Annotated in this window: 25 protein-coding genes and 1 other RNA gene; 9 read left to right on the top strand and 17 right to left on the bottom strand. The window is 61.1% G+C overall.

The features are described 5' to 3' along the window. The first annotated feature begins 155 nt into the window (after positions 1 to 155). Positions 156 to 1,088: a TIGR01212 family radical SAM protein gene (locus SSARUM2_RS21320; RefSeq protein WP_049212947.1), complete on the top strand. Its 933-nt coding sequence runs from the start codon at positions 156 to 158 to the stop codon at positions 1,086 to 1,088. Here SSARUM2_RS21320 and SSARUM2_RS21315 read toward each other — a convergent pair. After that, positions 1,083 to 1,790: a phosphatase PAP2 family protein gene (locus tag SSARUM2_RS21315; protein WP_033649004.1), complete on the bottom strand. Its 708-nt coding sequence runs from the start codon at positions 1,788 to 1,790 to the stop codon at positions 1,083 to 1,085. The two genes, SSARUM2_RS21320 and SSARUM2_RS21315, sit on opposite strands and share 6 nt — an antisense overlap. Before the next feature lie 411 nt (positions 1,791 to 2,201). Between SSARUM2_RS21315 and arcB the strand changes: the two genes are divergently transcribed. The 3 genes from arcB to mtgA all read left to right on the top strand — a co-directional run bounded on the left by arcB (position 2,202) and on the right by mtgA (position 6,160). Further along, entirely contained in the window at positions 2,202 to 4,541 is a 2,340-nt protein-coding gene (gene arcB / locus SSARUM2_RS21310) for an aerobic respiration two-component sensor histidine kinase ArcB (RefSeq protein WP_033649005.1), read from the top strand. A 237-nt stretch (positions 4,542 to 4,778) separates the two neighbouring features. Continuing rightward, positions 4,779 to 5,432 carry an isoprenoid biosynthesis glyoxalase ElbB gene (gene elbB / locus SSARUM2_RS21305; protein WP_047570433.1) on the top strand — a complete coding sequence of 218 codons (654 nt, stop codon included), beginning with the start codon at positions 4,779 to 4,781 and terminating at the stop codon, positions 5,430 to 5,432. Beyond that, entirely contained in the window at positions 5,429 to 6,160 is a 732-nt protein-coding gene (gene mtgA / locus SSARUM2_RS21300) for a monofunctional biosynthetic peptidoglycan transglycosylase (RefSeq protein ID WP_060453139.1), read from the top strand. The genes elbB and mtgA overlap by 4 nt, the downstream gene beginning before the upstream one ends. Before the next feature lie 39 nt (positions 6,161 to 6,199). Here mtgA and dolP read toward each other — a convergent pair whose 3' ends face one another. Genes dolP through SSARUM2_RS21280 form a run of 4 tightly spaced genes read right to left on the bottom strand, consistent with a single transcriptional unit; the run spans position 6,200 to position 9,813 of the window. Further along, positions 6,200 to 6,775, bottom strand: a complete 576-nt coding sequence (gene dolP, locus SSARUM2_RS21295) for a division/outer membrane stress-associated lipid-binding lipoprotein (RefSeq protein ID WP_033636114.1) — start codon at positions 6,773 to 6,775, stop codon at positions 6,200 to 6,202. Between the two features lie 9 nt (positions 6,776 to 6,784). Next, positions 6,785 to 7,375 carry a DnaA initiator-associating protein DiaA gene (gene diaA, locus SSARUM2_RS21290; RefSeq protein WP_004937103.1) on the bottom strand — a complete coding sequence of 197 codons (591 nt, stop codon included), beginning with the start codon at positions 7,373 to 7,375 and terminating at the stop codon, positions 6,785 to 6,787. A 51-nt stretch (positions 7,376 to 7,426) separates the two neighbouring features. Then, on the bottom strand, positions 7,427 to 7,780 hold the full coding sequence (locus tag SSARUM2_RS21285) for a YraN family protein (protein ID WP_086556960.1): 354 nt from the start codon (positions 7,778 to 7,780) through the stop codon (positions 7,427 to 7,429). Then, positions 7,777 to 9,813, bottom strand: coding sequence for a penicillin-binding protein activator (locus SSARUM2_RS21280; protein ID WP_041036809.1), 2,037 nt, complete (start codon positions 9,811 to 9,813; stop codon positions 7,777 to 7,779). The genes SSARUM2_RS21285 and SSARUM2_RS21280 overlap by 4 nt, the downstream gene beginning before the upstream one ends. Positions 9,814 to 9,875: 62 nt before the next feature. Here SSARUM2_RS21280 and rsmI point away from each other — a divergent pair, with 62 nt between their 5' ends. Beyond that, positions 9,876 to 10,739, top strand: coding sequence for a 16S rRNA (cytidine(1402)-2'-O)-methyltransferase (gene rsmI / locus SSARUM2_RS21275; RefSeq protein WP_060453138.1), 864 nt, complete (start codon positions 9,876 to 9,878; stop codon positions 10,737 to 10,739). A gap of 41 nt (positions 10,740 to 10,780) precedes the next feature. Beyond that, positions 10,781 to 11,158, top strand: an RNA gene (gene rnpB, locus SSARUM2_RS21270) — RNase P RNA component class A. A 57-nt stretch (positions 11,159 to 11,215) separates the two neighbouring features. Here rnpB and SSARUM2_RS21265 read toward each other — a convergent pair. Further along, complete coding sequence (locus SSARUM2_RS21265; RefSeq protein ID WP_033636111.1) at positions 11,216 to 11,917, bottom strand: pirin family protein; 702 nt, start codon at positions 11,915 to 11,917, stop codon at positions 11,216 to 11,218. A 107-nt stretch (positions 11,918 to 12,024) separates the two neighbouring features. On the opposite strand from SSARUM2_RS21265, the gene SSARUM2_RS21260 reads away from it, so the two are divergent. After that, positions 12,025 to 12,921 carry a LysR family transcriptional regulator gene (locus SSARUM2_RS21260; RefSeq protein WP_025304355.1) on the top strand — a complete coding sequence of 299 codons (897 nt, stop codon included), beginning with the start codon at positions 12,025 to 12,027 and terminating at the stop codon, positions 12,919 to 12,921. Positions 12,922 to 12,971: 50 nt separating this feature from the next. On the opposite strand, the gene SSARUM2_RS21255 is transcribed toward SSARUM2_RS21260, so the two are convergent. The 11 genes from SSARUM2_RS21255 to SSARUM2_RS21205 all read right to left on the bottom strand — a co-directional run bounded on the left by SSARUM2_RS21255 (position 12,972) and on the right by SSARUM2_RS21205 (position 20,504). After that, positions 12,972 to 13,958, bottom strand: coding sequence for a glutathione S-transferase family protein (locus SSARUM2_RS21255; RefSeq protein WP_033649007.1), 987 nt, complete (start codon positions 13,956 to 13,958; stop codon positions 12,972 to 12,974). A gap of 70 nt (positions 13,959 to 14,028) precedes the next feature. Continuing rightward, positions 14,029 to 14,424: a DoxX family protein gene (locus SSARUM2_RS21250; protein ID WP_004937119.1), complete on the bottom strand. Its 396-nt coding sequence runs from the start codon at positions 14,422 to 14,424 to the stop codon at positions 14,029 to 14,031. A gap of 294 nt (positions 14,425 to 14,718) precedes the next feature. Next, the gene (locus SSARUM2_RS21245; protein ID WP_004937121.1) at positions 14,719 to 15,006 is read right to left on the bottom strand and encodes a YqjK-like family protein; all 288 of its coding nucleotides are present in this window, start codon (positions 15,004 to 15,006) and stop codon (positions 14,719 to 14,721) included. Then, on the bottom strand, positions 15,003 to 15,404 hold the full coding sequence (locus SSARUM2_RS21240) for a phage holin family protein (protein WP_033636106.1): 402 nt from the start codon (positions 15,402 to 15,404) through the stop codon (positions 15,003 to 15,005). The genes SSARUM2_RS21245 and SSARUM2_RS21240 overlap by 4 nt, the downstream gene beginning before the upstream one ends. 2 nt (positions 15,405 to 15,406) lie before the next feature. Further along, the gene (locus SSARUM2_RS21235) at positions 15,407 to 15,712 is read right to left on the bottom strand and encodes a YqjD family protein (RefSeq protein WP_004937125.1); all 306 of its coding nucleotides are present in this window, start codon (positions 15,710 to 15,712) and stop codon (positions 15,407 to 15,409) included. A 164-nt stretch (positions 15,713 to 15,876) separates the two neighbouring features. Next, complete coding sequence (locus SSARUM2_RS21230; RefSeq protein WP_033649008.1) at positions 15,877 to 16,248, bottom strand: DUF1090 domain-containing protein; 372 nt, start codon at positions 16,246 to 16,248, stop codon at positions 15,877 to 15,879. Positions 16,249 to 16,489: 241 nt separating this feature from the next. Further along, on the bottom strand, positions 16,490 to 16,828 hold the full coding sequence (gene mzrA / locus SSARUM2_RS21225) for an EnvZ/OmpR regulon moderator MzrA (RefSeq protein ID WP_016930183.1): 339 nt from the start codon (positions 16,826 to 16,828) through the stop codon (positions 16,490 to 16,492). Between the two features lie 32 nt (positions 16,829 to 16,860). Next, on the bottom strand, positions 16,861 to 17,541 hold the full coding sequence (locus tag SSARUM2_RS21220; protein ID WP_033636104.1) for a DedA family protein: 681 nt from the start codon (positions 17,539 to 17,541) through the stop codon (positions 16,861 to 16,863). A 135-nt stretch (positions 17,542 to 17,676) separates the two neighbouring features. Next, positions 17,677 to 18,123: a hypothetical protein gene (locus SSARUM2_RS21215; protein ID WP_033636103.1), complete on the bottom strand. Its 447-nt coding sequence runs from the start codon at positions 18,121 to 18,123 to the stop codon at positions 17,677 to 17,679. Positions 18,124 to 18,309: 186 nt separating this feature from the next. Beyond that, complete coding sequence (gene exuR, locus SSARUM2_RS21210; RefSeq protein WP_033636102.1) at positions 18,310 to 19,086, bottom strand: transcriptional regulator ExuR; 777 nt, start codon at positions 19,084 to 19,086, stop codon at positions 18,310 to 18,312. A 119-nt stretch (positions 19,087 to 19,205) separates the two neighbouring features. Continuing rightward, positions 19,206 to 20,504: an MFS transporter gene (locus SSARUM2_RS21205; RefSeq protein WP_033636101.1), complete on the bottom strand. Its 1,299-nt coding sequence runs from the start codon at positions 20,502 to 20,504 to the stop codon at positions 19,206 to 19,208. A 77-nt stretch (positions 20,505 to 20,581) separates the two neighbouring features. On the opposite strand from SSARUM2_RS21205, the gene SSARUM2_RS21200 reads away from it, so the two are divergent. Both SSARUM2_RS21200 and uxaC read left to right on the top strand, forming a co-directional pair. Further along, positions 20,582 to 20,749: a hypothetical protein gene (locus tag SSARUM2_RS21200; RefSeq protein WP_154610867.1), complete on the top strand. Its 168-nt coding sequence runs from the start codon at positions 20,582 to 20,584 to the stop codon at positions 20,747 to 20,749. Between the two features lie 55 nt (positions 20,750 to 20,804). Continuing rightward, positions 20,805 to 22,217 (top strand): glucuronate isomerase, encoded by a 1,413-nt coding sequence (gene uxaC, locus SSARUM2_RS21195; RefSeq protein ID WP_060453136.1) that lies wholly within the window; start codon positions 20,805 to 20,807, stop codon positions 22,215 to 22,217. Positions 22,218 to 22,221: the final 4 nt, after the last annotated feature.

Here is a 22,221-nt window from a genome sequence, read left to right as displayed (position 1 = left end):
GAATAATTCATCAGAATTATAGTGAATTGATTTGCGTTTATGATGAATAGTTATGCCTGGTGGCACCTTGCGGGGAAAGCGTTGATCTCTGTCATCGCGGGAAAAGCCGTTTCTTATTAGCATCGCGGCTTTGAACACAGAGAATCACCAAGATTATGCAGTTGCCGCAATTAGTCAATATGTTTGGCGCAGATCTCCAGCGCCGCTATGGCGAAAAGATCCATAAACTCACGCTGCACGGCGGATTCAGCTGCCCTAACCGCGACGGCACGTTGGGGCGCGGCGGCTGTACGTTTTGCAACGTCGCTTCATTCGCCGATGAGGCGATGCAGCGGCAAAGTATCGCCGAACAGCTGGCGCAGCAGGCCGCGCGGGTCGACCGGGCGCGGCGCTATCTGGCCTATTTTCAGGCCTATACCAGCACCTATGCGGAGGTCGAACTGCTGGCGTCGATGTATCGGCAGGCGTTGGCGCAGAGCGACATGGTCGGCCTGTGCGTCGGCACTCGCCCGGACTGCGTGCCGTCCGCCGCATTGGATCTGCTGACGGGGTATCGCGAAGAGGGTTATGAAGTGTGGCTGGAACTGGGGCTGCAGACGGCGCACGATAAAACGCTCAAACGCATCAACCGCGGCCATGATTTCCGCTGCTATCAGCAGACCGCGCAACGGGCTCGGCAGCGCGGGCTGAAGGTGTGCTGCCATCTGATCGTCGGGCTGCCGGGAGAAACCCAGCGCGATCATCTGCTCACGCTGCAGCGGGTGGTGGAGAGCGGCGTGGATGGCATCAAGCTGCATCCGCTGCACGTCGTTACCGGCAGCACCCTGGCCCGCGCGTGGCGCGCCGGGCGCTTGTCCGAACTGGCGCTGGAAGATTACGCCGTCAGCGCCGGGGAGATGATCCGCCACACGCCGGGCGAGGTGGTGTATCACCGCCTGTCCGCCAGCGCCCGTCGGCCTACGCTGCTGGCGCCGCTGTGGTGCGAAAACCGCTGGCGCGGCATGCAGGCGGTGGGCGCTTATCTGCAGCAATACGGCGGGCAGGGCAGCGCGCTGGATGCCGCCCTGCATTATTCACCGACGTTATAACTGCAGGTTGGCGCGCACCTCCACGCGGGCGCGCTGCAGATCGGCCTGCAGCTGCGGATTCGCCAGCAGTCGTGCGGCGAGCGCCGTCGCCGCCAACTTGCCGCCTTCAAGATCGCTCGGGTAGTGAACGCCGGCAATCACCCGGCTTTGCGCATTGCTTGCCGCCCGCTCAAACAGCGCGCTGCGTTTTTCCGGCACCATCTGCGCCAACAGGAGCGCCGTCAGGTAGCTGTCCATCGCGTGTCCGCTAGGGTAGGAATCGCCTTCCGGCGGCGGCAGCAGCGGTTTCACGCGGCTGTCGGCCTCATAGGGGCGCGGGCGGCCATAGAAGGCCTTGGCGGGCATCAGGCTTTGTTCAAAGTCCTGATAGACCCGGCGGAACAGGGCGGCGGTGAGCGGATGGCGATCGACGGTAAAGGTCGGGCCGAAGATCTCGCGGGCGAAGGGGAAGGCGGCGTCTTCCAGGTGGTCATCCCGCTTGGCTTTGGCGATTTGTTCCGCCGTGCGGTTAGCCTGAATGGCCAGCACCGCCTGCAGATCCGCCCGATTCTGCGGCGTATCCGTTGAAGGTGGCGGCGGCAACAGCGTGGCGATTTGCCGTTGCTCTGCACTCAGATAGCCGGTCACGGCAGTGGCGGCCTTCAGGGGCAAAATAACGGTCAAAGACAGGACGAACAGGGTAGTGCGATAGATGGTTAACATGGTCAATCCTCACGTCAGGGAAATGAGGAAGCCTGCCGGGCTGGCCACAACGCTGCTGCCGGTGAAAGTAAACCGCGGGATAACATCCTTTCCCTTACTTCAAGCCTCAGGGCTTCGCTATCCGTGTCTGCTAAAGCATGCGTCATGCACGGTGCATCATTAATATATTAACGGAAAGGCCTTCTCAAGCGGCTGAGGTGTGGGGTGCGTCACATAAAAAGTCTTTTAGTTACAAGTGATTAATCCCTAAGTATGAGCGGATTGATCAACGTGCTTTTCCACGGTGTCGACGGCAATGAACCGCCCGATGCACGCCAGACGCCGCTATTTTCCGTTAGCAGGACTTGACTCTCAGACACGGCGGAAAAATTTACGGTATGATTCAAAAGATTGTGTCTGATGGGAGCCGCTATGAAGCAAATCCGGGTGTTGGCCCAGTACTACGTTGATTTAATGGTGAAACTGGGGTTGGTGCGCTTCTCGCTGCTGCTGGCCTCGGCGCTGGTGGTGCTGGCGATGGTGGTGCAGATGGCGGTGACCATGCTGCTGCGCGGCGAAGTGGAAAGCATCGACGTGGTGCGTTCAATCTTCTTCGGCCTGTTGATCACCCCGTGGGCGGTCTACTTCCTCTCGGTGGTGGTGGAGCAGCTGGAGGAGTCGCGCCAACGGCTGGCGCGGCTGGTGGACAAGCTGGAAGAGATGCGCCACCGCGATCTGGAGCTCAATCAGCAGCTCAAAGACAATATCAGCCAGCTGAATCAGGAGATCGCCGATCGCATCAAGGCGGAAGAAGAGCGCCTGCAGGTGATGGAGAAGCTGACGGAAGAGATGGAACAGCGCGAGCTGGCGCAGATTGAGCTGGGCCAGCAGTCGGCGCTGCTGCGTTCCTTCCTCGACGCCTCGCCGGACCTGGTCTACTACCGCAACGAAGACAAAGAGTTCTCCGGCTGCAACCGCGCGATGGAGCTGCTGACCGGCAAGAGCGAGAAGCAGCTGATCGGCCTGACGCCGTTCGACGTCTACGGCCAGGAGATCGCCGAAAAGGTCATTGAGACCGACGAGAAGGTGTTCCGCCACAACGTCTCGCTGACCTACGAACAATGGCTGGTGTATCCCGACGGCCGCAAGGCCTGTTTCGAACTGCGCAAGGTGCCGTTTTACGACCGGGTGGGCAAACGCCACGGGCTGATGGGCTTCGGCCGCGATATTACCGAGCGTAAGCGCTACCAGGACGCGCTGGAGAACGCCAGCCGGGAGAAGACCACCTTTATCTCCACCATCAGCCACGAGCTGCGTACGCCGCTTAACGGCATCGTCGGCCTGAGCCGCATCCTGCTCGATACCGAGCTGAACGACGAGCAGCTGAAATACCTGAAGACCATTCACGTCAGCGCCATCACCCTCGGCAATATCTTCAACGACATTATCGAAATGGACAAGCTCGAGCGGCGCAAGGTGCAGCTCGACAACCAGCCGGTGGACTTCACCGGTTTCCTGGCGGATCTGGAAAATCTCTCCGGCCTGCTGGCGCAGCCGAAAGGGCTGCAGTTCATCATGGAGCCGCAAACGCCGCTGCCGCAGCAGATCGTGACCGACGGCACGCGCCTGCGGCAGATTTTGTGGAACCTGATCGGCAACGCGGTGAAATTCACCCAGCAGGGGCAAATCGTGGTGCGCGTGCGGCGCGAGGCGCAGGAGAAGCTGGTGTTCGAGGTGGAAGACTCGGGCATGGGCATCCCGCAGGACGAGCAGGACAAGATCTTCGCCATGTATTACCAGGTGAAAGATCAGCGCGGCGGCCGCCCGGCCACCGGCACCGGCATCGGGCTGGCGGTCTCCAAGCGGCTGGCGCAGAGCATGGGCGGTGACATCACCGTGCGCAGCGAACAGGGGCACGGTTCTTGCTTCACTCTGACCATCCAGGCGCCGGCGGTGCAGGAAGCCGTCAGCGCGGCGCCGGAGGAAGAGGAGCTGCCGTTGCCGGCGCTGCACATCCTGCTGGTGGAGGATATCGAACTGAACGTGATCGTGGCGCGCTCGGTGCTGGAGAAGCTGGGCAACAGCGTCGAGGTGGCGATGAACGGCCACGATGCGCTGGCGATGTTCGATCCGGACGAGTTCGATCTGGTGCTGCTGGACATTCAACTGCCGGACATGACCGGGCTGGACATCGCCCGGGCGCTGCGTGAGCGCTATGCCGGTCAGGCGCTGCCGCCGCTGGTTGCGCTGACCGCCAACGTGCTGAAAGACAAAAAAGAGTACCTCGAGGCGGGCATGGACGATGTGCTGAGCAAGCCGCTGTCGGTGCCGGCGCTGACCCAGGTCATCAAACACTATTGGGATCATCAACCTTCTCACACTTCAAAGAAAACGGAGCACAAGGCGATGCAGATTAATGAGTCGTTACTCGATACCGCGATGCTGGAACAGTATATGGATCTGGTTGGCCCGCAGCTGATCCACCAAAGCCTGGAGATGTTCGAACAGATGATGCCGGGCTATCTGGCGGTGCTGGACTCCAACATGACGGCGCGCGATCAGAAAGGCATCACCGAGGAAGGGCACAAGATCAAGGGCGCCGCCGGTTCGGTCGGTCTGCGCCATCTGCAGCAGCTGGCCCAGCAGATTCAAACGCCGACGCTGCCGGCCTGGTGGGATAACGTGCAGGACTGGGTGGATGAGTTGAAGCAAGAGTGGCGCAACGACGTGCAGGTACTGCGGGCTTGGGTAGAGAACGCTGAAAAAAAATGACCCCGACCTAAGCCGGGGTGCGCGAATATTGCGCCAACACCAGGGAAATTGTGAACCTGCGTATTGGTTTCAGTGTTCTGGTCGAGCAGGTTGTAGCGAATTCCTAAACATCATACAGCCAACAACATAGCAAATGTAAGCGCTCTTGTTAGAAGATTCATTAAAATGTGTGATGTAGATTAGTGTTTGTCAACTCCGAGCACGAACCAGTTGACAGCAGCGACAGGAGTAAGAGTGATGAAAAAGGTGGGTGTAGTCCTCAGCGGCAGCGGCGTTTATGACGGTACGGAGATTCATGAAGCGGTGCTGACGCTGCTGGCGTTGGATCGTGCCGGCGCGCAGGCGGTGTGCTTTGCGCCTGATAAACCACAACGCCATGTTATTAATCACTTATCGGGTGATGAGATGGCGGAGACGCGCAATGTCCTGATTGAGTCGGCGCGCATTGCCCGCGGCGCGGTGCAGCCGCTGGCGCTGGCGGAGGCCGCGCAGCTGGATGCCCTGATCGTGCCCGGCGGCTTTGGCGCCGCCAAGAACCTCAGCAATTTTGCCGAAGCCGGCGCGGAATGTTGGGTCGATGAAGATTTGGCGCGCCTGACGCGCGAGATGCATAAGGCCAACAAACCAATTGGCCTGATGTGCATCGCGCCGGCGCTGTTGCCGAAACTGCTGGATCAACAAGCGCGGCTGACCATTGGCAACGATCCGGACCTGGGAGAAGTGATTGACGCCATGGGCGGCGAACCGGTGATTTGCCCGGTGGACGACATCGTGGTGGACAGCGATCACAAGATCGTGACCACGCCGGCCTATATGCTGGCGCCGTCGATCGCGCAGGCGGCCCTCGGCATCGATAAGCTGGTGGCGCGGGTGCTGGAACTGGCCGAATGAGAAAATCGCTCGGCGGATGGCGGCGGCTGCGCCCGTGGTATTGGCTGAAGCGCGGCGTCATCGCGATCCTCGGCCTGTGGGCGTTGGGCATTGTGCTCTTCGCCTTCCTGCCGGTGCCGTTTTCCGCCGTGATGGTGGAGAGGCAAATCAGCGCCTGGCTGAGCGGCGACTTCGGCTACGTCGCCCATTCGGACTGGGTGTCGATGGACGACATCTCGCCGCAAATGGCGCTGGCGGTGATGGCGGCGGAGGATCAGAAGTTTCCAGACCATTGGGGCTTCGACGTGGCGGCCATTGAAAAGGCGCTCAGCCACAACGAGAAGCGCCCGACGCGCATCCGCGGCGCCTCCACGCTGTCGCAGCAAACCGCCAAGAACCTGTTTCTGTGGGATGGCCGCAGCTGGCTGCGCAAAGGGCTGGAGGCCGGATTGACGTCGGGCATCGAGCTGGTGTGGACCAAACGGCGCATTCTGACGGTGTATCTGAACATCGTCGAGTTCGGCGACGGGGTATTCGGCGTGGAGGAGGCTTCACAGCGCTTTTTCCATAAGCCGGCTAAACGGCTGAGCGCGGCCGAGGCGGCGCTGCTGGCGGCGGTATTGCCGAATCCGCATCGTTTCAGGGCCGATGCGCCGTCCGGCTATGTGGTGCAGCGTCAACAGTGGATCATGCGCCAGATGCGGCAGCTGGGCGGGGAAGCGTTTTTACGCGAGAACTCGCTGGATTAAACGGGCGGGAACGGCAGGGCGCCGTTCCCGCCAAGCGGATTATTTCACATAGGTAAAGGCGGTGGTGACGTGCTTCACGCCGCTGACCTGGCTGGCGATCTGCGCCGCAGACTGCCCTTCCTGCTGCGTGACCAGGCCCAGCAAGAACACTTCGCCGTTTTCGGTAGTGACCTTCACGTTGGACGATTTCACCGTATCGCTGGTCAACAGCTGCGAACGCACCTTGGTGGTGATCCAGGTGTCGGAGGACGCGGTGCTGAGGCTGACCGGCGTGCCCTGACGGATTTCGTTATACACTTCGCTCGTGCCTTCCACGCCCATGGCGATCTGCTTGGCGCGCGCGGTGAGATCGGCGTTAGGCGACTGGCCGGTCAACAGCACCTTGCCCTGATAGGCGGTGGCGACCACCCGGGCATCTTTCTTCAACTGCTGGTCTTTGCTCAGGGCATTTTCGACCCTGGCTTCCAGCGTGCCGTCATCCACCTGGGTCCCTACGCTGCGCGGGTCGGTGGCGGTTTTGGTGGCGACGGCCGCACTGCCGACGACGACGCCGGCGATACAGCCTTGCAACAGCAGGGCGCTGGACAGCACTGCAAATGTGGCTTTTAGCTTCATCTCAGTTCCTTAATCGTCCTGGTGGGGGAATAACGTGTTGTCTATCAGGTCGCACAGGCAGTTTACGGTCAGCATATGCATTTCCTGAATGCGTGAGCTGCGGTGCGACGGGATGCGGATCTCGACGTCCTGCTGGCCGAGCAGCCCGGCCAGCTCGCCGCCGTCGTAGCCGGTGAGCGCGACGATGGTCATATCGCGCGTAACGGCCGCCTCGACCGCTTTCACAATATCACGGCTGTTGCCGCGGGTGGAAATCGCCAGCAGCACGTCGCCGGTGTGCCCGAGCGCGCGCACCTGCTTGGCGTACACTTCGTCGTGCAGCCGATCGTTGCTGATCGCCGTCAGCACCACGTTGTCGGCGTTGAGGGCGATGGCCGGCAGGCTGGGGCGCTCGGTTTCAAAACGGTTGATCATGCTGGCGGCGAAGTGCTGCGCGTTGGCCGCCGAGGTGCCGTTGCCGCAGCACAGGATTTTGTTGCCGTTGAGTAAGGATTGAACCAGCGTCATTGCAGCGCGGGAAATGGCGTCCGGCAATGCTTCCGCCGCCGCGATCTGGGTTTGGATGCTTTCGGTAAAACAGACTTTAATTCTATCCAGCACGTTGTATTAATCCACTAAGTCAAAGGGCCGGTCTGCGCCGCAAAACCCCGATTAATCCGCATTGAAGGCGTTGGGTATCCATTCTAACTGGCTACCGGTAATGGCCAAAACATCAAAACGGCAAGATGATGTGTCAAAACTGGCTCCGCGCCCCGCCAGCCAGACGGCGGCGGCGTGCAGCAACCGCCGTTGTTTGCGAAAGGTGACGCTGGCGGCCGCGCCGCCGAAGGCGTCGTTGCGGCGGTAGCGCACTTCGACGAATACCCAGGTAGCGCCGTCGCGCATGATGAGGTCGAGCTCACCGCCGCGCACCGCGACGTTGGCGGCGCAGAAGGTGAGCCCGGCGTGTTCCAGGTGACGGCGGGCCAGTAACTCATAGCCCGCCCCTGAGGCGCGTGGGTTCAAGAGACCGGAACGACCGTGCCCTGACGGTATTGCAGCCAAGGCAGCTTACGGTTGATCACGCAGTTCGGCGACGCGCTCAGCATACCGGTGGTGCCGGAAACCTGGAAGCCCGGCAGCTGGCGCATTTCAGCAAAGTGGTTGGCCAATGTCCAGGCATCCATCCCCATCGCATACAGGCGCACCAACGAATAGTCGTTGCGGAAGCGCGCGCTGGCCTGCTGCAACAGCTGAGGGTTTGAACCGGCCAGCAGCGGGATATCGCTAAACTGCAGGCCTTCCATTTCCAGACGGAAGTCCGGGCCGGCGCCGGCCTGGTAGCTGCGCGAGCTGGCGTACATCGCCGGCTTGCCGCGCGAGCTGGTGGCCATGTCGATCATCGGTTTGATCAGCGTCAGTTGAGACTGCGTGGCGACGATATACACCGCGTCGACGCCGCCGGTTGCGGCGGGCACGTCGCTCGGCGGCGCCGGAATGGTCAGCCCGGCGATGGTCACGCTCTGCGGCGCCGGGGCGCTCGACATCGGCGTGCCGGTCATGCGGATGCCGCCGCTGTTCACCATCTGGCGCAGCTCGCCGGCGGAGCCGATGTCCTGACGCAGCACGGTTTGCCCGCCTTGCTTCTGCCATTCCTGGTTAAAGGCCTTGGCGACGCGATCGCCGAAGGCGCCGCGCGGCACCAGCAGCAGCGGTTGACGCTTCTGCTGTTCCCAGATGTGGCGAGCGGCGTCGCGCGCTTCATCTTCCGGCGACAGGGCGAAGTAACAGATGTTCAGGTTGTCCTTCGGCGTTTCCGGCTGGTTGAGCGCCAGCACGTTCAGCGTGGTGGTGCTGGCGGACAGCTGATCGACGTTCTCTTTCAGCAGCGGCCCGACCACCAGGGTGGCGCCATCCTGCTGCGCTTGGCTCAGCAAGGCGGCCAGCGGCTGGCTGGTAGTATCGTACACTTTGACCTGCGCGTTGGCGGCCTGCGGCGGCGTTATCGGCGCGCTGGACGGCGCAGCGGGTTGCGCGGCGGTCACGGCAGGCTGGCTCTCTTGCGCCGAAGGGCTGACCGCGCCGTTGGCGTTGATGTCACCCGTGGCGGCCTGATCGGCCGGCGCCGTTTGGGCCGGCGCGCTGGCCGGTGGCGCGGCTTGAGGCTGCGGCGCCGGCATGGAACCGCCGTTTTTCGCCGCTTCGAAGCCTTGCTGGATGGCGTCGGCGAACACTTTCGCCTGGCCGTTCAACGGCAGCAGCAGGGCGATTTTCGAGGTGGATGCCTGGGTGAAGTTCAGCACCTGGTTCAGGCGAGCCGGCAGCGTTTTGGCCGCCGGGTTCTTCGGATAACGGTTTTGCCAGTCTTTGATGCCGGCCTTCAGCAGATCGGGATCCTGCTTGTTGTCCTGATAGACGCGCAGCAGATCCAGCCAGCCTTGCAGCACGTTCTCGTCGGCGTTGATCACCAGGCTGTTCATCTCCTGCGGCGTCAGCTGCAGCAGCGCCTGCCAGGTCTGATCCAGGTTGTCCTGATGCGGTTTGCCGGTCAGCAACGGCTCCTGAGCGATATAGGCGCGGATCAACGGCAGCGACGCTTTGCCCTGATTGGCGGCGATCTGCGCCTGGTAGTAGCGCACCTTCTGATTCGGCGACAGCGAACCGCTGTCCAGGTGGCCCAGCGTGCTGCGGGCGCTGACGTAGCTCTTGTTGGCGATCTGCAGTTCGGCGGTCAGCAACTGGCGTTCAGTCTGCTGCGCGCCGCTGAGGTTTTTCGGCAGCTGATTCAACTGGTCGCCGGCCTGCGGCAGTTTTCCTTCACGCAGCAAGGCGCGAATAGCAAGTAATTGCCAGTCAGCCTTGTTATCATCGCTGCTTTGCTGCAACTGCTGCAGGTAGTAATCGGAGCTGGCGCTCGCTTCGTCCTGTATATTGGCGGGCGGCGTTTGCGGGGCCCGACTTGGACAGCCTGCCAGGAAAAGGGCGGCCGCGATGACTGCGGTAAGTCGGACAGGCTTGGAACGCCCTGCTTTGGTACGAACGAATGTTGAGGAAAGCATACTGTATCCAGTGATGTTTTTTTCAAGATGCTCAATATTAAATCGGCAACCCGGATGAAACAATGAATCAACACCAACAATCAGTCATTTCTGTATCAACGCTGTATGTGGTGCCCACCCCAATCGGCAATCTGGGCGATATCACCCACCGCGCGTTAGAGGTACTGAAAAGCGTTGATCTGATCGCGGCGGAAGACACGCGCCATACCGGATTGCTGCTGCAACACTTCGCGATCAACGCGCGTCTGTTCGCGCTGCATGATCACAACGAACAGCAAAAGGCCGATCAATTGCTGGCGAAACTGCAGGAAGGCCAGAGCATCGCGCTGGTGTCCGACGCCGGCACGCCGCTGATCAACGATCCCGGTTATCACCTGGTGCGCCGCTGCCGCGAGGCCGGCATTCGCGTGGTGCCGCTGCCGGGCGCCTGCGCCGCCACCACCGCGCTGTGCGCCGCGGGCGTCGCTTCCGACCGTTTCTGCTACGAGGGCTTCCTGCCGGCGAAAACCAAGGGGCGCAAGGATACGCTGATGGCGCTGGCGGAGGAACCGCGCACGCTGATTTTCTACGAGTCCACTCACCGCCTGCTGGAAAGCCTGCAGGACATGGTCACCGTCTGGGGGCCGCAGCGCTATGTGGTGCTGGCGCGCGAGCTGACCAAAACCTGGGAATCCATCCACGGCGCGCCGGTGGGCGAGCTGCTGGCGTGGGTGCAGGAAGATGAAGTGCGCCGCCGCGGCGAGATGGTGCTGATCGTCGAAGGCCACAAGGCGCAGGAGGATGCGCTGCCGCTTGAGGCGCTGCGCACGCTGGCGCTGCTGCAAAAAGAGCTGCCGCTGAAAAAGGCGGCGGCGCTGGCGGCGGAAATCCACGGCGTGAAGAAAAATGCGCTGTATAAGCACGCGCTGGAGCAACAACAGCCGTAAAGCGGTTGACCTGCCGCCGCCGCGACGCTACTATCCGCGCCGGAGTTGACCAGACAGTCGCCGCTTCATTGCCGTCCTCTTCGGGGAGACAGATGGAGGGGAGGAAAGTCCGGGCTCCATAGGGCAGGGTGCCAGGTAACGCCTGGGAGGCGCAAGCCTACGACTAGTGCAACAGAGAGCAAACCGCCGATGGCCCGCGCAAGCGGGATCAGGTAAGGGTGAAAGGGTGCGGTAAGAGCGCACCGCGCGGCTGGCAACAGTTCGTGGCACGGTAAACTCCACCCGGAGCAAGGCCAAATAGGGGTTCACATGGTACGGCCCGTACTGAACCCGGGTAGGCTGCTTGAGCCAGTGAGCGATTGCTGGCCTAGAGGAATGACTGTCCACGACAGAACCCGGCTTACCGGTCAACTCCCTCGACAAAAGAAAACCCCGCGCAACGCCAGTTGCGCGGGGTTTTTCGTTTTCCGGCCGGCTTACACTGGCAGGTCAATCAGCAGTGCGCGCAGCGGCGTCTCGGCGCGGATCGTCAGGCGATTCTCCTCGCGCACGAAGGCGCCGTCGCCGCAGGTCAGGCGTTGTTCTTCGTGGCGCTCGCCGGTGGCGGCGATGGTGCCGTGAATCGACTGCAAATAGGCGCGCGGCCCGTTAATCGTCAGCGTTTGTTCTTCGCCCGGCTGCAGATCGAGATGGTGGATCCAAACCTGCTGGCGTAGCTGCAGGCTACCCTGCGCGCCGTCCGGCGAGGCCAGCAGCAGGTTGCCCGCCGCCGGCAGCGTCAGGCGCTGCACCCGCTCGTTGTTGCGTTCCGGGCAGGCGTCCAGCCACAGCTGCAGGCGAGTCAGCGGCGTATCGCTGCTGACGTTCTGTTCGCTGTAGCTCAGGCTCGGCTGGGTGGCCAGCAGCAGCGCTTCACCGGCTTTGGCGCGCGCGGTGTTGCCGTCGCTGTCGCGGTATTCCGCCTCGCCCTGCAGGATCAGGTTCAGGATATCCACGCTGGGATAGGTGCGCGGCTGGAACGACGCGCCCGGCGCCAGCACCTCCTGATTCAGCACCCGCAGCGACGCGTAGCCCATCAGTTTGGGATCGAAGTAGTGACCAAAGGAAAAGGTGTAGCGAGCCTGCAGCCAACCAAAGTCAGCTTGCCCGCATTGTTGTGCTGTTCTGCATGTGATCATGGCAATCGGCTCTCTAAATTCATTATCCAAATGGTAAGCATCTGGACGTCGGATTGTTAGCCAGTTAATCTGGTCGGCATATTCAAATTTCCTGACAGAGGGATGTGATGGCCAGAGATCGGGCGCTCACGCTTGAGGCGCTGAGAGTGATGGACGCGATCGACCGGCGCGGCAGCTTCGCCGCGGCCGCCGACGAATTGGGCCGGGTGCCGTCGGCGCTCAGCTACACCATGCAAAAATTGGAAGAAGAATTGGACGTGGTGCTGTTCGACCGTTCGGGCCACCGCACCAAGTTCACCAACGTGGGGCGCATGTTGCTGGAGCGCGGGCGGGTGCTGCTGGAAGCGGCCGACAAGCTGACCACCGACGCCGAAGCGCTGGCGCGCGGTTGGGAAACCCACCTGACCATCGTCAGCGAAGCGCTGTCGCCGCCGAGCCTGCTGTTTCCGCTGGTGGACAAGCTGGCGCTGAAGGCCAACACCCAGGTGTCGATTTTCACCGAGGTGCTGGCGGGCGCCTGGGAACGGCTGGAGCAGGGGCGCGCCGACATCGTGATCGCGCCGGACATGCACTTCCGCGCGTCGTCGGAGATCAACACCCGCAAACTGTACAAGGTGATGAGCGTTTATGTCGCCGCGCCGGATCACCCGATCCACCTGGAGCCGGAGCCGTTGTCCGAGGTGACCCGCGTGAAGTACCGCGGCATCGCGGTGGCGGATACCGCCCGCGAGCGCCCGGTGTTGACCGTACAGCTGCTGGATAAACAACAGCGCCTGACGGTGAGCACCATCGAAGACAAGCGCCTGGCGCTGCTGGCCGGGCTGGGGGTGGCGACCATGCCGTACCCGATGGTGGAGAAAGATATCGAGGCCGGGCGGCTGCGCGTGGTGGGGCCGGAATACAGCCGCGAAGCCGATATCATCATGGCCTGGCGGCGCGACAGCATGGGGGAGGCGAAAGCCTGGTTCCTGCGCGAAATTCCGCGCCTGTTCGCACAGCGCTAACGCCGGTTGGATGACATCCCCTTGCCGGGCGGCAAGGGGATTTTTTTGCCTTAGCCGAAGCGCTGGTCGCGGCCGTGCGGCTCGTCCAGATCCTGCGCCGGCCCGATGGAAATGATGCCGTGCGGGTTGATGGTGGCGTGGCTGCGGTAGTAGTGGTTGCGAATGTGCGGCAGGCTGACCGTCTCGGCGATGCCCGGCATCTGGTAGATGTCGCGCAGGAAACCGTACAGGTTCAGGTAGTCGCTGATGCGGTGTTTGTCGCACTTGAAGTGGGTGACGTACACCGGATCGAAGCGAACCAGCGTGGTCCACAGACGCAGATCGGCTTCGGTCAGCCGATCGCCGGTCAGGTAGCGGTGCTGCCCCAGGATCTGCTCCAGGCGCTCCAGCGCGCTGAAGACCCCGCTGACCGCGTCGTCATACGCTTCCTGGCTGGTGGCGAAACCGGCCTTGTACACGCCGTTGTTCACTTGATCGTAAATCCAACCGTTCAGCTCATCGATTTTGCCGCGCAGATCGGCCGGGTAGTAATCGCCCGCGCGGGCGCCCACGCCGTCAAACGCGCTGTTGAACATGCGGATGATATCGGCGGATTCGTTACTGACGATGGTTTGCTGCTGTTTATCCCACAGCACCGGCACGGTCACGCGCCCGCTGTAGTGCGGATCGGCCCGCAGGTAGATTTGGTACAGGAAATCGGCGTGATACAGCGGATCGCCGGTGGTTTCAGGAAAATCCTGGCCGAAGGTCCAGCCGTTTTCCAGCATCAGCGGGTGCACCACCGAGACCGGAATGATCTGCTCCAGCCCTTTCAGTTTGCGCATCAGCAGCGTGCGGTGCGCCCAGGGGCAGGCGAGAGAAACGTACAGGTGATAACGGCCTGCTTCGGCCTGGAAGCCGCCCGCACCGTGTTCGCCCGGCTGACCGTCGGCGGTCACCCAATTGCGAAACTGAGCGGTTGAACGTTTGAAACGGCCGCCGGTAGATTTGGTGTCATACCAGATGTCTTGCCAAACGCCATCGACGAGTTGTCCCATGGGAGTCTCCTTGGTGTCCGAGTGAAAAGCGACAGGGCCCGGCATGCCGGGCCCTGAATGACAGTTTAGATTACCATTTCTTGTTCAGAAGACGGTCGATGCTAAAGCCGCCAGGGCCTGCGACCGCCAACACGATGAAGCCGCCGGCGATGGTCAGGTTTTTCATGAACATCAGCTGGTTTACGCCTTCCGCAAAGTCAGTGTGGAACAGCAGCGCGGTCAGAATGGTGAAACCGGCAGTGAACAGCGCCACGGTGCGGGTCAGGAAGCCGAACAGGATCGCCAGACCGCCGCCAAATTCCAGCAGGATGGTCAGTGGCAGCAAGAAGCCAGGCACGCCCATCGATTGCATGTACTGTTGGGTACCGGCATAAGCGTCACCCATTTTGCCGTAGCCTGCCACGATAAACAGGATTGGCATCAGAATACGAGCAACCAACAAACCTGTATCTTCTAATTTTTTCATCATCTACTCCAACGTGTTTTTGTGTGCCTGTTCGGCGGTAGTCATATCAACGGGCGGCGTAGCGGGTCTCTTACCCTGTCCGCTCCATCTCGAATTGATGGAGTGAATGTTAAGCGGGAAGTGCTCAGGTTGTTAGCAAGTAAAACTGTCGTAATTTTTCAAAAAATCTGAATCTTTAGCGTGCTAATAAACTGACGCTTGTCAGCAGGTTGCCCGGCCCTCGGGATAAGCAGCGCTGTTTTAGGGGGGAAACGAGGGCGGAGCAACAGGATGTTTGAAGGAAAAGCGCGGGGCTTACTTGGCGGAGAAGGTCTTTTTAAACAGGCGGATAGCGCTCCAGGCGCCGAAAGCGCGGCGCGACCAGCGGATCATCTTGCTGGGGTGGCGGATGCCGTACAGCGCCATGACGCTTGAACCGAGCACCAGATAGCGGCGCAGGCCAAACACCGTCTGCCAGCCGCGGTCGATGCGTTCGGTCTTTTCCAGCCATAAAGACTTGTGTTCGGCCAGATCCAGACGCTGTTGCTGGATCTGGCGAATCAGCCTCTCTTTTTTCCATTCCAGATAGCGGCGGCGGCTCATGGCTCGCGCTCCAGTTCGGCACGATCGAGTTCCAGCTGCTTGCGCGTGGCGCCGAGCAGCGTGGTGCGACGGGCCTTGACCAGCGTCCAAATGGTGCCGACCACGGCCAGGAACAGCAGCACGCCGGTCGTGGCACCCAGCGCCATCAGCCGATAGACCGGATCGATGGCCCAGAAGATCAGGATCAGCAGGCTCATCAAACCGAAGGCGGTAAACAGCAGCGTCATACCGGCCATGATCAGCAGCTGAATGAGGTTGGCTTTCTCCTCTTCCAGCTCGACCACCGCCAGCCGGACACGGGTTTCCACCATGCCGACCAGGATCGTGATGATGCGCTGACCGATATCCAGGACCCCTTTAGCGGGGCCCTGCGCGCGCACTTGCGGTTGTTCAGCCATGATTAACGACGCGCGAGCAGCACGCCCAACACCACGCCGACCGCTGCGCCGATGCCGATGCCGGTCCACGGGTTGTCGCGCACATAGTCGTCGGCCTGGCCGGCGATCTGCTTGGTTTGCGAAGCCAGCTTGTCACCGGCGTCGCTCAGGCGAGCACGGGTCTCTTTCAGCGCGCCTTCCGCCTTCGAGCGCAGCTTCTCCAGCTCGGCTTTCGGCTTGTCGGTAGAGGAGTTCAGCACTTCCTCCAGCGTATCGGCTAAGGACTTCAGTTCAGCGCGTAAGTTTTCTGCATTTGAATCATGTGCCATGTGATTATTCCTTAACGTTTATTTCGACAGACTTTTAACATAGCGGATTTTTTCGCCGGAGCAAAGGGGTGATGGCCAGCAGATAACACCAGGCATCAATCCCATATGCTTAATAAATCCCGTGTGATGGGGCTCTCATCGATAAATCCGCTGGTACAAAAAAATTATTCCGCCTGAGCGCGTTTCAGCTCAGCCTGCGCTTCCGCCAGCTTCTGCTGCTTCTTGGCGACCTTGTCCAGCTTGCCGGTTTGCTGCGCTTCTTTCAGCTCCTGCCGGCGTTCGTCGACCTTGCGCTGTTTCTCTGCGATATTTTCCTGGCGTTCGGCCTGCAGGCCGGCTTCGGTACAGTGAGTCTGCACTTCGCTCAGTGCTTTTTTCAGCCCGTCCACGCGGTGGGTGTTGCCGTGCTGGGTGGCATAGTCGATTTGCTGCTGGATGTCTTGCGCTTTGGCGGCGCAGCCGCCCTCAGCGGCCGAAGCGAGGGCCGGCAGCGTGCAGAGTGGCAACAGCAGTAACAGTGAATGGCGTAATTTCATCTTTCAGTTCCTTTTCATGGGATGCCTGAACAGGCACCCGCTTTCCTGACTGCCGAAGGCGGCAGCGCGAGAGGAGGGCGTTCATCGCCGGCTGAAGTTACCCTTCAGCATAGTCATGAAACCGGCGCGCCCCCAAAGAATCAGCCGTGACTCGGTGCTGACTGATTAATTCTTGAGCTAATCGGTGCGAATGAAAATGAAAATAATGCAATGAAAGGAAACCCCTTCACATGAAGGGGGATTATCCCAGATTGAGTGGGGAACGCGCAAATTCGCGTACCCAATGCGATGGCACGGGGGATTCGCTCAACGCGATGTGGTAACCGGGCGGCAGGATGGTTTGCAGCGCTTCGCGCGCCAGCAACTGCTGCTCCGGCGAATCCAGACGGATGACCAGGCCATCGCCTTCCGGCGTGATGCTTTTGATGCGGATGCCGCGCTCATCCAGGCGCTGGTAGACGTAAAAACCGTCGGGCAGCGACAGCCCTTGCTGGCTGGCGCGAATGCGCAGCTCGCTCTCGGTGCGCACCATGCAGGGCACCAACAGCGTCGCCAACGCCAGCAGGGCGAGCGCGATCATCAGGACGTATTGCCAGCGCGGGCGCTTTGCTGTCACGCCCCTTTCCCCGGGTTCTGGCCGCTGGCGCGTTTCTTGCGCCACAGCACGATCAACGAGCCGATCAACCCGACCACCAGCAATACCAGCGGCAACATCATCAGGCAGAACATCAGCTGATCTTCATACTTGCGGAACACCGGGGTTTTGCCCAGCGCGAAGCCCAGCGTCGTCAGGATCAAGACCCACAGCAGGCCGCTCATCCAGTTGAAGAACTGGAAGCGCGCGTTGCTCAGGCCGGACAGGCCGGCGATGGTCGGCAGCAGGGTGCGTACGAAGGCCAGGAAGCGGCCGACCAGCAGGGCGGAAAGCCCGTGGCGGTGGAACAGGTTGTGAGCGCGTTGATGGTAGTGGGCCGGCAAGTGCGAAAGCCAGCCTTGCACCGTTCGCGTATTGCCGAGCCACCGGCCCTGTATGTAGCTGACCCAGCATCCCAGGCTGGCGGCGACGGTCAGGATGACGATGGTCAGCGGGAAGCCCATGGTGCCTTTGGCGATCAGCACGCCGACCAGGATCAGCAGGCTGTCACCCGGCAGGAAAGCGGCCGGCAGCAGGCCGTTTTCCAAAAACAGAATCATGAACAGCAGGATGTAGAGGGTCCACACCAACGAAGGGTTCGCCAGCGTCTCAAAATCCTGCTGCCACAGGGCATGTATCAGTTCTTTAATGATGTCCATCCGGTGTTCCTAAAACGTCATTGTTTATTTTTATCTCAGCGGCGGAACGGGCGTGGGCTGAAAGCGCGCGGCGATCCTGAATGCTGATAACGATGAAACGGCGTTGCTTTAAGGTTTTTAGCGGTGCGACACCGGTCATAGGTGATAAGTCAGCGTGCCACGGTACTGCATGTTACTTTCTTTCCAGCCGGCCTGCCGACTCTGTTGCCTGGAGGCGTCCAGCATCCAGTCGACCTGGGCAAGCCGGTTGGGAGCCGGAGTGTCCTGGCGGGGGAAGCGAATTCGGTAGCCCGGCTCTGCGGCCAAGGTATAGACCGGCGCCGGCAGGGAGGATGCGAGCAGCGAACCGGGGAAAGAGTGCGCTCTGGGCAGCAGCAGCGGCAACTTGCCGGGGGCTTTGCGGCGCGCTTCGGCCGGTGCCCGATACACATGATCATAGGGGGAAAGCGCCGGCTCCGCCAGCAGCGGCAGGCTGCTCAGCGCGCTGGGGGTTGGCTTGGGTGACGCCACGCATAGCTGTTGGCCGGAGACCGAACCGGTCCAGCAAAAAACAGCAATCAGCATGGCAAACAACCAGCGCATTTATTCGCGTCCCGCCCCCGCAGCAATGGGTAAAAAAGTGGGCTAACTCTACCAAAATAGCACGATTGGCAACAGGGAAATCTACGTTGCCGACGGTGAAATAGTACACGGCAAACGGCGGTTCCGGCATCGATTCAGCGGATTTTACATTACCTGACATAAGCCGACGGTTTTTGACCGCCGTGGCTATTTCGGTTCGTGGCTCACGCCATCCAGATGCACCACCGGATTCTCGGCGAACAGATAGCGGTCGGCATTGTATTCGAAATCGTCGCTGGTGGCGTTGAACAGCATCTGCTTGGTGTTTTCCAGGTGTTGCCACATCGCCAGTTTGGCGGCGTAAGGATCTTTGCGCATCAGCGCCTTGAGGATCTGATCGTGATCGTCGCACCAGCTGGCGATCGAACGTTCGTCGATATGTTCGTGCAGTTTCTTCCAGTAAGGGTTGTTGACCCGCTGCACCCACATTTTTTCCACGATGGTGGCCATGGCGGTGTTCTGGGTGGCCAGCGCCACCTGCACGTGGAACTTCAGATCCCACTGCGAGTCGCGAAAGCGATCCTCTTTGCGGGCGTGCTCCTGGATCTCCATCAGCTGCACGATATCTTGCTTGGTCACCTGGGTGGCGGCGAATTCGGCGATGTTGCTTTCGATCAGCTGGCGCGCCTGCAGCAGCTCAAACGGGCCGGCGGTGGCGAACTCGATGCTATCGCCCGGCACCACCAGGTGTTTTTGCTGGTTGGACACCACGTGGATCCCGGATCCCTTGCGCACGTCCACATAGCCTTCCACTTCCAGCATGATGATCGCTTCGCGCACCACGGTGCGGCTGACATTCATCTCTTCGGCGATGTATCGCTCGGCCGGCAGCTTGTCGCCCACCGGGTAGCGGCCGCTTTCGATGCGTTGTTTAAGCTCGGCGGCCAGTTGCTGATACAGGCGTCTGGTTTCAGTGAATTCCATAGTGAATGCTCTATACGGTGCGGTGGGAAGGGGCGCGTGGCCATCGGATTTGTTATACCACTTATTCGGCACCGCTGCCAGAGGAGCAGAAGGCCCGGCGCGGGGGCCGGGCGACGGGATCAGCTGCGCGCCGGAGACGGCTGCAGCGCGGCCGGTTGCGCTTCGGCGGCCGGGCGGTTTTGCAGCACCGTCCAGATGACGATGGCGCCGAGAATATCGAAGACCGACAGCGCGGCGAACAGCGGGCTGAAGCCGAGAGTGTCCGCCAGGGCGCCGACCACCAGCGCGAACAGCGTGCTGGCGGTCCAGGCCGCCATGCCGGTCAGGCCGTTGGCGGTCGCCACCTCATTGCGGCCGAACACGTCGGAAGAGAGGGTGATCAGCGCGCCGGACAGCGCCTGATGGGCGAAGCCGCCGACGCACAACAGCGCAATAGCCGCGTAAGGGCTGGTGAACAGGCCAATCATGCCGGGGCCGATCATCAACACCGCCCCCATCGTCACCACCAGCTTGCGCGAGACGATCAGATTGACCTTGAAATACTTCTGGAACAGCGGCGGCAGGTAGCCGCCGACGATGCAGCCGAGATCGGCGAACAGCATCGGCATCCAGGCGAACATGGCGATCTCTTTCAGGTTAAAACCGTAGGCCTTGAACATGAACAGCGGGATCCAGGCGTTGAAGGTGCCCCAGGCCGGCTCCGCCAGAAAGCGCGGCAGCGCGATGCCCCAGAACTGGCGGTTGCGCACGATCTGCCAGGCGGACATTTTTTTGGCGTTAGAGGTCTGGTGCTGCGCCTCCTGGCCTTCGAGGATGTAACGGCGTTCTTCCTGGCTCAGTTTCTTCTGATCTTTTGGGTGTTTGTAGAACAGCAGCCAGCAGATGGCCCAGATCAGGCTCAGCACGCCGGTGATGATGAACGCCATCTCCCAGCTGTGCGCCACGATGGCCCACACCACCAGCGGCGGGGCGATCATGCCGCCGATCGACGAACCGACGTTGAAATAGCCGACGGCGATCGAACGCTCTTTGGCCGGAAACCACTCGCTGCTGGCCTTCAGCCCGGCGGGGATCATCGCCGCCTCGGCCATGCCGACCGCGCCGCGCGCCAGCGCCAGGCCGCCCCAGCTGTTGGCCAGCGCGGTGCCCATGCAGAACAGCGCCCACAGAATGGCGAACATGGCGTAGCCGACCTTGGTGCCCAGCACGTCCAGCACATAGCCCGCCACCGGCTGCATCACGGTGTAGCAGGCGGAGTAGGCGGCGACGATGTAGGAATACTGTTGGGTGGTGATGTGCAGCGTATCTTCCAGCGTCGGCGCCGCCACGGCGATGGCGTTGCGGGTCAGGTAGCCCAGCACGGTGCCGACGGTCACCAGCCCGATCATGTACCAGCGTAACCCTTTAATTTTACGCATCCGAAATGTCTCCCCGTTTGAAGGTATGGCCGGCGATGCGGCTGGCGAGACAATAACCTGTCATACAGGTTTAAAAGTTGAGTGATATCACAAAAGGAATTATTCGCCTGAGCGATACTGTCGCCGATGAAATAGCGCATTTATGGCGCAAGTTTGCCGTAAAAACGAGCAGAAAAGGGATTAAGGGACAGCAAAACGGCAGGCGTCGAGAAAAATTTGCTGGACGCTCATTGAAATTGGTGTGATAACTTTTGTGATTCGATCCCCATGCCGCACGGCAAGTAAGGTAAGGAGCCCGAGATGGCGACGTTTTTGAGCGAAGATTTCCTGCTGGACAGCGAATTTGCCCGGCGTTTGTATCATGACTACGCGGCGGACCAGCCGATTTTCGATTATCACTGCCATTTGCCGCCGCAGCAGATCGCGGAGAATACCCGCTTCAGCAACCTTTACGATATTTGGCTGCGGGGCGATCACTATAAATGGCGGGCGATGCGCACCAACGGCGTGGCGGAGCGGCTGTGCACCGGCGATGCGGGCGATCGCGAGAAATTCGACGCCTGGGCCGCCACGGTGCCGCACACCATCGGCAATCCGCTCTATCACTGGACGCATCTGGAGCTGCGTCGGCCGTTCGGCATCACCGGAACGCTACTGTCGCCGGCCACGGCGGATGAGATCTGGCAGCGCGGCAATGCGCTGCTGGCGCAGGATGAGTTTCGCGCGCGCGGCATCATGCGGCAGATGAACGTGAAAATGGTCGGCACCACCGACGATCCGATCGACGATCTGCTCCATCATCGGGCGATCGCCGACGATCACAGCTTCGATATCAAGGTGTTGCCGAGTTGGCGGCCGGACAAGGCCTTCGCCATCGATGCGCCTGGCTTCAACGACTATCTGCGGCAGCTGGAGGCAGCGGCGGACACCGCCATCGGCCGCTTCAGCGCGCTGTGCGACGCGCTGTACAAGCGCATGGATCACTTCGCCGCCCACGGTTGCAAGGTGGCCGATCATGCGCTGGACGTGGTGGTGTTCGGCGAGGCCGACGAAGCGGCGCTGGATGCGATCCTGCTGCGCCGCCTGAACGGCGAGCTGCCGACCCCGGAACAGAGCGCCCAGTTCAAAAGCACAGTGCTGCTGTTCCTGGCCGGCGAATACCGGCGCCGCGGCTGGGTGCAGCAGTACCATATCGGCGCGCTGCGCAATAACAACAGCCGCATGCTGGCCGCCGTCGGGCCGGATATCGGCTTCGACTCGATCAACGATCGGCCGCTGGCGGAGCCGCTGTCGCGGCTGCTGGATGCCCAGGCGCGGCAGGGCGGCCTGCCGAAAACCATTCTCTATTGCCTCAACCCGCGCGATAACGAAGTGATCGGCACCATGATCGGCAATTTCCAGGGGGAAGGCACGCCGGGCAAGATGCAGTTCGGCTCTGGCTGGTGGTTCAACGATCAGAAGGACGGCATGCAGCGCCAAATGACGCAGCTGGCGCAGCTCGGGTTGCTGAGCCGCTTCGTCGGCATGCTGACCGACAGTCGCAGCTTCCTGTCGTATACGCGGCATGAATACTTCCGCCGCATTCTTTGCCAGCTGATCGGCCGCTGGGTGACGGACGGCGAAGCGCCGGCGGATCTCTCGCTGCTGGGCGAGATGGTGAAAAACATCTGTTTCGACAACGCCAAAAACTATTTCGCCATTGAACTGGCGTAGCCGT

Origin of the sequence: Serratia sp. K-E0102, from assembly GCF_029962625.1 — a bacterium.
Taxonomy (GTDB): Bacteria; Pseudomonadota; Gammaproteobacteria; order Enterobacterales; family Enterobacteriaceae; genus Serratia; species Serratia sarumanii.
Note: the sequence above shows the minus strand (reverse complement) of the source record. Positions and strands in the feature narration are given on the sequence as shown.